Raw genomic sequence first — 10,926 nt, 5'->3', positions numbered from 1 at the left:
TAGGGCTCGAACACCAGCGGCTTGTCGGTCGACAGGTTGGCCACGCCGATGGCGTTGAGCTCCAGCGTCTTGGCCGCCAGGTGCTCCATGGTGTTGACGTTGACCTGGTACTTCGGCGCCTGGACCTGGGCCGTCACCGTCTGGGTGGCGAGCTTCAGCCAGTAGGGCCGGCCCAGCAGCAGCGGCTCGTCGGCCATCCAGACGATGGTCGTCTCGAACTGGTCGGCCGCTTCCGGCGGGTTGTCGGCGACCGCCAGGACATCGCCGCGCGAGCAGTCGATCTCGTCGGCGAGGCAGATGGTCACCGCCTGGCCGGCGACGCCTTCCTGCAGATCGCCGTCGAAGGTGACCACGCGGGTGACGGTCGAGGTCTTGCCCGAGGGCAGGACGCGCACCGTCTCGCCCGGCTTCACCACACCGCTGGCGATCAGGCCGGAGAAGCCGCGGAAGTCGAGGTTCGGCCGGTTGACCCACTGCACCGGCATGCGGAACGGCTTGGCCTGGTCGGTCGTCTGGTCGAGCTCGACGCTCTCCAGGTGCTTGATCAGCGCCGGGCCCTTGTACCAGGGCGTGTTGGCCGACCCTGCGGTGATGTTGTCGCCCTTGAAGCCGGAGATCGGCATGGCGACGAAGTCCTTGATGCCGATGCTGGCGGCGAAGGCGCGGTAGTCCTCGACGATGGCCTCGTACCTGGCCTGGTCGTAGCCGATCAGGTCCATCTTGTTGACGGCCAGCACGATGTTGCGGATGCCGATCAGCTGCGCCAGGTACGAGTGGCGCTTGGTCTGCACCAGCACGCCCTTGCGCGCGTCGATCAGGATCACCGCCAGGTCCGCCGTCGAGGCGCCGGTCACCATGTTGCGCGTGTACTGTTCGTGGCCGGGGGTGTCGGCGACGATGAACTTGCGCTTCTCGGTGGCGAAGAACCGGTAGGCGACGTCGATGGTGATGCCCTGCTCGCGCTCGGCGGCGAGGCCGTCGACCAGCAGCGCGAAGTCGATCTCCTGGCCTTGGGTGCCGACGCGCTTGGAATCGTCCTCCAGCGCCGCCAGCTGGTCCTCGAAGATCATCTTCGAGTCGTAAAGCAGGCGGCCGATCAGGGTCGACTTGCCGTCGTCGACCGAGCCGCAGGTGATGAAACGCAGCAAGGACTTGTGCTGGTGCTTCTCCAGATAGGCGTCGATGTCCTGGGCGATCAGGTCGTCGGCCTTGTACTCGTAGGCCGCCTCTTGGGCCGCTTTCGGGAGGCCAGATTGGCGGAGGGTCGCGTCGGTCATCAGAAATAACCCTCCTGCTTCTTCTTCTCCATGCTGGCCGCGCCGGCGTCCTTGTCGATCACCCGGCCCTGGCGCTCGGAGGTGGTGGTCAAGAGGGTCTCCTGGATCACCTCCGGCAGGGTCGAGGCCTTGCTCTCGACCGCGCCGGTCAGCGGATAGCAGCCGAGCGTGCGGAAGCGCACCGAGCGTATCACCGGCTTCTCGCCCGGGTTCAGCCGGAAGCGGTCGTCATCGACCATCAGCAGCATGCCGTCGCGCTCCACGGTCGGGCGCTCGGCCGCGAAGTAGAGCGGCACGATCGGGATGTCCTCCAGGTGGATGTATTGCCAGATGTCCAGCTCGGTCCAGTTGGAGATCGGGAACACCCGGATCGACTCGCCCTTGGCCTTCTTGGCGTTGTAGAGCCGCCAAAGCTCGGGGCGCTGGTTCTTCGGGTCCCAGCGGTGGTTGGCAGAGCGGAACGAGAAGATCCGCTCCTTGGCGCGGCTCTTCTCCTCGTCTCTACGGGCGCCGCCGAAGGCCGCGTCGAAGCCGTACTTGTCCAAAGCCTGCTTGAGACCCTCGGTCTTCCACATGTCGGTGTGCAGCGGGCCATGGTCGAACGGGTTGATGCCGCGCTCCATGGCCTCGGGGTTGTGATAGACGAGCAGCTCCATGCCGCTCTCGCGCGCCATGCGGTCGCGCAGGTCGTACATCGCCTTGAACTTCCACGTGGTGTCGACGTGCAGCAGCGGGAACGGCGGCGGCGAGGGATAGAAGGCCTTGCGCGCCAGATGCAGCATGACGGCGGAGTCCTTGCCGACCGAGTAGAGCATCACCGGACGCTCCGCCTCGGCGACGACCTCGCGCAGGATGTGGATGCTTTCCGCCTCAAGGCGTTGGAGATGGGTCAGTCTTTGCCCCACGGCGCTTTCCGTTCGTTCGTATGGGTCGGTTAGATAGTAATCACTATCTAACGTGGCGAGTCCTCTTTGCGCCAGCGACGCGGCCGCTTCAAGCCCTGGAAGTCAGGGCGTCGGGGTTCGAAGGCTGCGCGCCCAAGGCCACGTCGAGCAGATGTAGGGCCTGGGCCGCGGCCCCGCCATTCAGCTTTTCTCGGGCCACCCCAGCAATTCTCTGCGCGCCGCCGGCCACTGCGGCCAAGTCCTTGTCGTAGCGTCGTAAAGAAACCGCCTGGAATACTTAGGGCAGATCGGCCGGACTGCCCAACGCAGTTGCCGTGGAACTCGCCGATCTTGAAGTGATCCAGCGGCTGGATCTCGCCTATCAACGTGTAAATGTCCATGCCGGCGACGGTCGCCTCGTTCACGTAACTGACTGCGTCATACGTCTTGTCGAAGTCGGCGCGGATCTTGTCGGCGCCACGAAGCGGCTCGCCATGGCCGGTGATGAGAATTTCTGCACCCATCCGGCGCACCTTATCGAGCGGCTTCAGGTAGCCTACCCCCAGCCTCGGCTCGTCGCCTCGACGGTGTTAAGCAACGCCGTCGAGGACGGCTGGCCACCTGAGGCGATCTGGGAGGACGTCGTGAGCGATCTGGACACGTTCAAGGACTGGCTGGCCATCTGCAACGCCAAGGCCCGCTACTGCCGCACCCTCGACACCAAGGACTGGGACGGCTTCGGCGAAATCTTCACGGAGGACTGCGAGCTGGACGTCAGCGACAGCGGCGGGCCGCCGCCGATCAGGGGCCGCGACGCCGCGATCGCCAGCGTGCAGGCCGCGATCCTGACGGCCAAGACCGCCCACCAGGTGCACCTGCCGGAGATCACCATCAACGGCGACGAGGCCTATGCGGTCTGGCCGATGCAGGACCGCGTGGTCTGGGGGCCGGATAGGTCGCTCACCGGCTACGGCCACTACCACGAGCGCTGGGTGCGCCAGAACGGCGAATGGAAGATCGCCGCCCTGAAGCTCACCCGCCTGCACATGGACTTCCAGTTCGCCGGGCCGGCGGACTGAGGCTGCGGCGGCCACGGGGCTTGATCGCCTGTGGTGGCCTCTGCGCGCACGGCGACCGAGGCGGGGCGGGCGTCCAGCGGGGGCGAGAGCGAGACCATGGTCCCGCCAGCCTTACCCCGCCGGACTTAACAAGGCTTCAGCGCTAACTCAGGCAAGCGTGCGCAGCTGGTCGGTGAGATCGGTCTTCTCCCAGGAGAAGCCGCCCTCGTTGTCGGGCTGGCGGCCGAAGTGGCCGTAGGCGGCGGTGCGGGCGTAGATCGGCCGGTTGAGGCCCAGATGCTCGCGGATCGCCCGCGGCGTGGCCCCGCCGATCATCTCCGGCAGCGCGGCTTCCAGCTTGGCCGGGTCGATCTCGCCGGTGTCGTGCAGGTCGACGTAGAAGGACAGCGGCTTGGCCACGCCGATGGCGTAGCTGATCTGGATGGTGCACTTCTTCGCCAGCCCCGCGGCGACGACGTTCTTGGCCAGGTAGCGGCAGGCGTAGGCGGCCGAGCGGTCGACCTTGGTCGGGTCCTTGCCGGAGAAGGCGCCGCCGCCGTGCGGCGAGGCGCCGCCGTAGGTGTCGACGATGATCTTGCGGCCGGTCAGGCCGGCGTCGCCGTCCGGACCGCCGATCTCGAAGCGGCCGGTCGGGTTGACGTGCCACTTGGTCTTCTTGGTGATCAGGCCGGCCGGGAAGACGCTCTCGACGTAGGGACGGATCACCGCTTCGAGCCGCTTGGGCGTGGCGCTGTGCAGGCCGATGCGCTTCTTGTGCTGGTGCGAGACGACGATCTGCAGCACCTCGACCGGGCGGCCGTCCTCGTAGCGCAGGGTGACCTGGCTCTTGGCGTCGGGCTCCAGCGGCATGCACTCGCCGGAATGGCGCGCCTCGGCCAGCTTCTTCAGGATGTTGTGGCTGTATTGCAGGGTCGCCGGCATCAGCTCGGGCGTCTCGTCGCAGGCGTAGCCGAACATGATGCCCTGGTCGCCGGCGCCCTCGTCCTTCTTCTCGCTGGCGTCGACGCCCTGGGCGATGTGGGCCGACTGCTCGTGCAGGTAGCAGGCGTACTTGGCCTTGGACCAGTGGAAGCCCTTCTGCTCGTAGCCGATCTCCTTGATCGCCTCGCGGATCTTGGGCTCCAGGCCTTTGACGATCTCCTTGGTCAGGGCCTTGTTCTCGGCCTTGGAGCCGCCCGGCCGGCCGGCGCGGACCTCGCCGCCGAGGACGATGCGGTTGGTGGTGACCAGCGTTTCGCAGGCCACCCGGGCTTCGGGCTCGACGCTGAGGAAGGCGTCGACGACGGTGTCGGAGATCCGGTCGGCCACCTTGTCAGGGTGCCCCTCGGACACGCTCTCGCTGGTGAAGATATAGCTGGAACGGCTCACGCACAGGCTCCCGGGACTAGAGGCGCCGCGGAGACGGCGTCCGAAGAGTTGGTCGAAAAGCCTATAAAGAAATCTTTATGTCCCGCCAAGCGGCGGCTGCTGTCAGCCGCCTTCCGGCTCCACCGCCATGGTGCGCACCAGCTCCAAAATCTGGCGGCGGATCCCCTGCTGGGGGATCTGCGGGAAATAGCGGGCGAGCTCCATGCCCTCGGCCGTCAGCAGGAAGTCCTCCAGCTTCGGGCCGGAACGGCGGCGCATCTCGCCCTCGGTGGGCAGGCCTTCATAAAAATAGCCGATGTTGGTCTCCAAAGCGCGGGCCACCTCCCACAGCTTCGAAGCGCTGACGCGATTGGCGGCGCGCTCGTATTTCTGCACCTGCTGAAAGGTCAGGCCGATGGTCTCGGCCAGCCTTTCCTGGCTGATCCCCAGTTCCTTGCGCCGCAGCCGGATGCGCAGGCCCACATGGCGATCGATCGGATTTGGACCGGCGTCGAATTCTGCGACCTTGTCCATGCAGCCCCGCGTCAAGACTTTGTTAACTTTGAGACACTGGCGCGGCTTTACGTCAAGAAGTCATGCTCGTCCAAGGCGATTCTGCAGGACGACGGCAATCGAAACGAGAACCATCAGCAAGAATCCGGCGTCGCCCCAGCGGACATAGGGCGTGGGCTTGAGCGCCGGCGGCAGCGGCGCATCGATCACTCCGAACGCGCCGAGGCCCAGGCGGGCACGGGGCAGGACGCGGCCATAGGCGTCGATGACGGCCGAGACGCCGGTCGGGGTGGACCGCACCAGCGGCAGGCCCTGTTCGATCGCGCGGTAGCTGGCGAGGTTGAGATGCTGCAGGGGCCCGCTGGTCACGCCGAACCAGGCGTCGTTGGAGATGTTCAGGATCCAGGCCGGCCGCGGCCCCGGCGCCGCCGGGCCCCGCCGCGTCAGGCCTGGGAACAGCGCTTCGTAGCAGATCAGCGGCTGGACGGCCGGCAGGCCCTCGGGGCTGAGCGGGCGCGACGGCGGCCCGGCGGTGAAGTCGTCCGGCATGTGGACGAGGCTGCGGAACCCGACCCTGGTCGCCAGCTGCGCCAGGGGCATGAACTCGCCGAACGGCACCAGGTGGTGCTTGTCGTAGATCCCGGTGATCTTCAGCCGCGCAGCTTCGCGGCGGAAAGCCAGCAGGCTGTTGAAATAGCGGTACTGGCCGCCCCCGGCGGGCTCGGCGCGGTTGGCGCCCATCAGGAGCGTCTGGCCGGGCGACAGCGCGGCGACCAGCTGCGGGGCGTAGGGCATGCCGGGCGCCAGCAGGTCGTCGACCACGGCGGGCAGAGCGCCTTCGGGCCAGACGACGATGTCGGGCCGCGCCGGACCCGGTCGGCGGGTGAGGTCGAGGTAGGTGGCGAAGATCTGATTGAGGTTCTCCGGCCGCCACTTCTGTTTCTGGTCGATATCCGCCTGCACCACGCGCACGAGCGGCGCCGAGGGCGACGGCTGCGCGGCGCCCGACAGCCGGACAATGCCGAAGCCGTAGAGGCCGGCCAGCGCCGCCAAGGCTGCGGCAAGCGCGGCCGCGCGATCACGGCGGGGACGGGCGTCGAACCAGAGCGCCGGCGCGCTGGCGATCGCCACCGTGATCCAGCTCAGGCCGTAGACCCCCACCAGGGCGGCGAGCTGGGAGGGCGCGGAGCCTGCCCGCCAGCTCTCGCCCGGCAGGTCCCAGGGGAAGCCGCTGAGGACGTGGCCGCGCAGCCATTCGGCGAGCGCCAAGCAGCCGGCGAACACCAGCACCCGGCAAAAGCCCCTGGCCTTGAGCGCGCGGTGCAGCAGGGACGCCGCGCCCCAGAAGAGGGCGAGGCCGCCCGCCAGCAGCGCCAGGGCGAAGGGCGCCATCCAGCCCTGGTTCTTGGCGTCGACCATGAAGGGCTCGACGATCCACCAGACGCTGACGGCGAAATAGCCGAGGCCGGCGAGCCAGCCGCGCCCGAAGGCCTGGCGCAGCGGCCGCTCCGCCGGAGCCTCGATCTGGCGCAGCATCAGCGCATAGCCGAGCAGCCCCGGCAGCACGCCGAACGGCGGATGGGCGAGGCCTGCCGCCAGCCCGGCCAGGAGAGCCAGGCCGCGCCCGGGCCACGGGTTTGCGCGCTGCACGCCTGAGGCGCCCGTCAGGCCGGAGCGCCGGCGGCGGGCTCGGCCTGGCGGCGCACCCGCACGCGCTTGACCCGCCGCGGGTCGGCGGCGAGGACCTCGATGGCGAAGCCGCCGGGATGCTCGATCTGCTCGCCTCGCTGCGGCACCCGGCCGGCGAGCGCGTTGACCAGGCCGGCGACCGTGTCGATCTCCTCGTCCAGGTCCGGCGGCGCGAGATCGACGCCGGCGCCCATGGCCGCCTCCAGCTCCTCGAGCGGAGCGCGGCCGTCGGCGATCCAGCCCATGGCGTCCTCGGCGATCGGCGCGAAAGTCTGGTCGCTCTCCAGGTCGTGCTCGTCGGAGATGTCGCCGACCAGCCGTTCGAGCAGATCTTCCAGCGTCACCAGACCGTCGGTGCCGCCGAACTCGTCGATCACCAGGGCCATGTGGGTGCGTCTCGCGCGCATCAGGCCGAGCAGCTCCGGCGCCGGCATGGAGCCCGGCACGAAGAGCAGCTTGCGCAGGATGCGCCGGCCGTCCTGCAGGATCTGGTCGCCCGGCGCCGGCTTGCCCGACTTGCGCGCCAGGAGCTTGAAGACGTCCTTGACGTGGACCAGCCCCACCGGCTCGTCGAGCGTGTCCTGGTAGACCGGCATCCGCGAATGCTCGGCCTCGACGAAGCGGGCCGTCACCTCGGCGAAGCCGGCGCTCTGCTCGATCGCGACGATGTCCGCCCTGGGCGTCATCACGTCGTCGACGGTGAGCTCCTGGAACTCCCGCGCGTGGCTGACCAGTTCGCCGGTCGCCGGCGTCTCGTGCTCCTCGGCCTGGACCTCGCCCTCGGCGTGGCCCTTGCGGAAAAGGTTGTTGAAGATAGCCATGACCCCGCGGCCCTTGTTCCGGGGGTCGTTGCTACTTGAGGGGTCGGGGTCAGTCATGGTCCCTTCCGCCCGCCTGGTAGGGGTCCGGCACCCCTAGCCCGGCCAGGACGACGCGCTCGAGGCCTTCCATAGCTTCGGCCTCATCATCGCTCATGTGATCGTATCCTAAAAGATGCAGCACGCCATGCGCCACCAGGTGCTGCAGATGATGGCCGATCGGCTTGCCTTGTTCGCGGGCCTCGCGCGCGCAGACGCCGTACGCCAGGGCGATGTCGCCGAGGTGCCCTTCCGGGTTCTCCGGCGCCGGAAAGGAGAGCACGTTGGTGGGCCCGTCCTTGCCGCGGAAGCGGGCGTTGAGGTCGCGGACGGTCTCGTCGTCGGCGAGGAGGATGGCGAGGCCGGCTGAGGGGGCGTTCGGCGCCGTGCTCAGCGCCGCCTGCGCCGCCGCCATCGCCAGCGCCTCCACCTCCGGCAGCGCCCGGGTCCAGGCCTCTTCCTCGATCTCGACGTCGATCACACCGTGCGCCCGCGTCTGGCGGCGTCGGCGTCGTAGGCCCGCACGATCCGCTCGACCAGGGGATGGCGCACCACGTCCTCGGAGCTGAACCGCACCACGCCGATGCCCTTGACCCCCTCCAGCAGGCCGACCGCATGGGCAAGGCCGGAGTCCTGCGGGTTCGGCAGGTCGATCTGGGTGGGATCGCCGGTCACCGCCATGCGCGAGCCTTCGCCGATCCGTGTCAGCACCATCTTCATCTGCGCGCGCGAGGCGTTCTGCGCCTCGTCGACGATAACGAACGCATGGGAAAGCGTCCGGCCGCGCAGAAAGGCGATGGGCGCCACTTCGATCTCGCCCTTCTCGCGCCTGCGGCGCAGCTGCTCGGCGCCCAGGATGTCGGTCAGCGCCTCCCAGACGGGGGCCATGTAGGGGTCGACCTTCTCGTTCATGTCGCCCGGCAGGAAGCCCAGCCGCTCGCCGGCCTCGACGGCCGGCCGCGAAACGATCAGCCGGTCGACCTCGCCGCGCAGCAAAAGGCCCGCGCCGTGCGCGACCGCCAGGAAGGTCTTGCCGGTGCCGGCCGGGCCCAGGCCGAAGACCAGGTCGTCCGCCGCCAGCGCCTGGAGGTATTCGGCCTGGGTGGCGGTCTTCGGGGCGACCTGGCCGCGTCGGCCGACCGGCAGGGCGCCGGGTCCGGCATGGCCGGAGCGGGCCGTTCCGATGGCGACGCGGACGTCGGCCTCGGCGATCTCCAGGCCCTGGTCGGCGCGCTCGGCGATCGCCTGCACCGCCTTCTTCGCCTGCGCCCGGGCGCGGGCGTCGCCGCTCAGCGACACGCCGCCGCCGGGAGTCTCGACCAGCACGCCGAAGGCGTCCTCGATCAGCGCCGCGTGACGGCTGTTCGCGCCGGCCACCGCGCGCACCGCGGCGTCGGACATCGGCAGGAATTCGGGCGCTCGGCTCAAGCCGTCTCCAGGTCCAGAACGCCGGACAGGCTGTTCCTGGCCGCGCTTTCGATGCGCACGGGAACGATCTGCCCGATCAGTCGATCCGGCGCCGTGGCGTGCACCGCCTGAAGATAGGGGCTGCGGCCGATGATTTGACCAGAGTGACGGCCAAGCTTTTCAAACAGCACCGGCAACACGCGGCCCGCCTGGCGCTCGTTGAACGCCCGCTGCTGCGCCTCGAGCAGGGCGTTGAGGCTCGCCAGCCGCGCGTCCTTCACCGCTTCGTCCACCTGGCCCGGCAGGGCGGCGGCCGGCGTGCCGGGGCGGCGCGAGTACTTGAACGAGAAGGCGCCGGCGTAATCCACCTCGCGCACCAGCTCGAGAGTGGCCTCGAAGTCGGCGTCGCGCTCGCCCGGGAAGCCGACGATGAAGTCGCCGGAGATGGCGATGTCGGGGCGGCTGCTGCGGATCTTCTCGATCAGTCGCAGATAGCTCTCGGCGGTGTGCGCCCGGTTCATCGCCTTCAGGATCCGATCCGAACCCGACTGCACCGGCAGATGCAGGTAGGGCATCAGCTCCGGGACCTCGGCATGGGCGGCGATCAGCGCCTCGTCCATGTCGCGCGGGTGGCTGGTGGTGTAGCGGATGCGATCGAGGCCCTCGATCTTCGCCAGCCGGCGGACCAGGCCCGCCAGACCGTCGTCTCCGGCATAGGCGTTGACGTTCTGGCCGAGCAGGGTGACCTCGCGCACGCCCTTCTCCGCCAGGCTGCGGGCCTCCGCCTCGATCGCCTCGGCCGGCCGCGACCACTCGCCGCCGCGGGTGTAGGGCACGACGCAGAAGGTGCAGAACTTGTCGCAGCCCTCCTGCACCGTCAGGAACGCGGACACGCCGGAGGGCCGGCGCTCGGCGGTAAGCGCGTCGAACTTCTCGTCGGGGGCGAAGTCGGCGGCCAGCCGCTCGCCGCGGGCGCGGTGGGCGCGGGCGATCAATTCGGGCAGCTGGTGATAGGACTGCGGGCCGACCACCAGGTCGACGGCCGGCTGGCGGCGCAGGATCTCCTCGCCCTCGGCCTGGGCGACGCAGCCGGCGACGGCGACGGTCATGGCTCCGCCGGCGGCCTGCTTGTCCTGTTTCAGCAGCTTGATCTGGCCGAGCTCGGAATAGACCTTCTCGGTCGCCTTCTCGCGGATGTGGCAGGTGTTGAGCACCACCAGGTCCGCGCCCTCCGGGCTATCGGTCACGCCATAGCCCAGCGGCGCCAGCACATCGGCCATCCGCTCGCTGTCATAGACGTTCATCTGACAGCCGTAGGTCTTGATGTAGAGGCGCTTGAGCGGCGCGTTCCCGGACATGGACGGCGTTATGGGGGCGGAGGGATCGCCGTGCAAGTTCTGCAGGTTAGGGTCGGGGCTGTCATCGCGAAGCCGCGGAGCGGGCGGCGGGCGCCTACTTGTCCTCGATCGGCACCGCGTAGAGCTCGAGCCGATGCTCGACGAGCCGGTAGCCGAGGCGTTTGGCGATGGCCTCCTGCAGCTCCTCGATCTCCTTGTCGACGAACTCGACCACATTGCCGGTCTTCAGGTCGATCAGGTGGTCGTGATGCGACTCGGTCTGCTCCTCGTAGCGCGAGCGGCCGTCGCGGAAGTCGTGGCGGGTGATGATGCCGCTCTCCTCGAGCAGCCGGACCGTGCGGTAGACGGTGGCGATCGAGATGTGCGGATCGACCGCATGGGCGCGACGATGCAGCTCCTCGACGTCCGGATGGTCGTGGGCGTCCGACAGCACGCGGGCGATCACCCGCCGCTGCTCGGTCATGCGCATGCCCTTTTCGATGCAGAGCTGTTCGATACGGTCAGGCACAGGCCTC

At 68.8% G+C, this 10,926-nt stretch carries 11 protein-coding genes; 1 reads left to right on the top strand and 10 read right to left on the bottom strand.

Annotated features, from left to right (window positions below; all coding sequences use genetic code 11):
* Positions 1-1,277, bottom strand: a 1,277-nt coding sequence (gene cysN / locus VJS38_RS10695; protein ID WP_324088130.1) for a sulfate adenylyltransferase subunit CysN, incomplete at its 3' end; no start/stop codon positions are given.
* Positions 1,277-2,257, bottom strand: a complete 981-nt coding sequence (gene cysD / locus VJS38_RS10690) for a sulfate adenylyltransferase subunit CysD (RefSeq protein ID WP_414692435.1) — start codon at positions 2,255-2,257, stop codon at positions 1,277-1,279. The genes cysN and cysD, both read right to left, overlap by 1 nt.
* A gap of 239 nt (positions 2,258-2,496) precedes the next feature.
* Between cysD and VJS38_RS10685 the strand changes: the two genes are divergently transcribed.
* Positions 2,497-3,240, top strand: coding sequence for a nuclear transport factor 2 family protein (locus tag VJS38_RS10685; protein WP_324088129.1), 744 nt, complete (start codon positions 2,497-2,499; stop codon positions 3,238-3,240).
* Positions 3,241-3,387: 147 nt separating this feature from the next.
* Here the strand turns inward: VJS38_RS10685 and metK are convergent, their stop codons facing one another.
* The 8 genes from metK to VJS38_RS10645 form a co-directional block, all read right to left on the bottom strand.
* Entirely contained in the window at positions 3,388-4,608 is a 1,221-nt protein-coding gene (gene metK / locus VJS38_RS10680; RefSeq protein ID WP_324088128.1) for a methionine adenosyltransferase, read from the bottom strand.
* 102 nt (positions 4,609-4,710) lie between these two features.
* Positions 4,711-5,121, bottom strand: coding sequence for a helix-turn-helix transcriptional regulator (locus VJS38_RS10675; RefSeq protein WP_324088127.1), 411 nt, complete (start codon positions 5,119-5,121; stop codon positions 4,711-4,713).
* Positions 5,122-5,181: 60 nt separating this feature from the next.
* Positions 5,182-6,750 (bottom strand): apolipoprotein N-acyltransferase, encoded by a 1,569-nt coding sequence (lnt, locus tag VJS38_RS10670; RefSeq protein WP_324088126.1) that lies wholly within the window; start codon positions 6,748-6,750, stop codon positions 5,182-5,184.
* Between the two features lie 14 nt (positions 6,751-6,764).
* Positions 6,765-7,610, bottom strand: a complete 846-nt coding sequence (locus VJS38_RS10665; protein ID WP_324088125.1) for a hemolysin family protein — start codon at positions 7,608-7,610, stop codon at positions 6,765-6,767.
* A gap of 49 nt (positions 7,611-7,659) precedes the next feature.
* Positions 7,660-8,127, bottom strand: coding sequence for an rRNA maturation RNase YbeY (gene ybeY, locus VJS38_RS10660; protein WP_324088124.1), 468 nt, complete (start codon positions 8,125-8,127; stop codon positions 7,660-7,662).
* Positions 8,124-9,074 carry a PhoH family protein gene (locus tag VJS38_RS10655; RefSeq protein WP_324088123.1) on the bottom strand — a complete coding sequence of 317 codons (951 nt, stop codon included), beginning with the start codon at positions 9,072-9,074 and terminating at the stop codon, positions 8,124-8,126. The genes ybeY and VJS38_RS10655 overlap by 4 nt, the downstream gene beginning before the upstream one ends.
* A complete protein-coding gene (gene miaB / locus VJS38_RS10650) occupies positions 9,071-10,411 on the bottom strand; it encodes a tRNA (N6-isopentenyl adenosine(37)-C2)-methylthiotransferase MiaB (protein ID WP_324088122.1) in 1,341 nt (446 codons plus the stop codon). The genes VJS38_RS10655 and miaB overlap by 4 nt, the downstream gene beginning before the upstream one ends.
* A gap of 94 nt (positions 10,412-10,505) precedes the next feature.
* Entirely contained in the window at positions 10,506-10,880 is a 375-nt protein-coding gene (locus VJS38_RS10645; RefSeq protein ID WP_324088131.1) for a Fur family transcriptional regulator, read from the bottom strand.
* Between the last annotated feature and the right edge of the window lie 46 nt (positions 10,881-10,926).

This window comes from Phenylobacterium sp. (genome assembly GCF_035276905.1).
GTDB lineage: Bacteria > Pseudomonadota > Alphaproteobacteria > Caulobacterales > Caulobacteraceae > Phenylobacterium.
The sequence above is the reverse complement of the archived record's forward strand: the minus strand, read 5'-3'. Positions and strand labels throughout refer to the sequence as shown.

What these genes read in the sequence shown, in the direction of transcription:
- VJS38_RS10675 (WP_324088127.1), bottom strand. Translation starts at nt 5,121, where the DNA reads ATGGACAAGGTCGCAGAATTCGACGCCGGTCCAAATCCGATCGATCGC.
- VJS38_RS10665 (WP_324088125.1), bottom strand. Translation starts at nt 7,610, where the DNA reads ATGGCTATCTTCAACAACCTTTTCCGCAAGGGCCACGCCGAGGGCGAG.
- miaB (WP_324088122.1), bottom strand. Translation starts at nt 10,411, where the DNA reads ATGTCCGGGAACGCGCCGCTCAAGCGCCTCTACATCAAGACCTACGGC.
- VJS38_RS10645 (WP_324088131.1), bottom strand. Translation starts at nt 10,880, where the DNA reads ATGCGCATGACCGAGCAGCGGCGGGTGATCGCCCGCGTGCTGTCGGAC.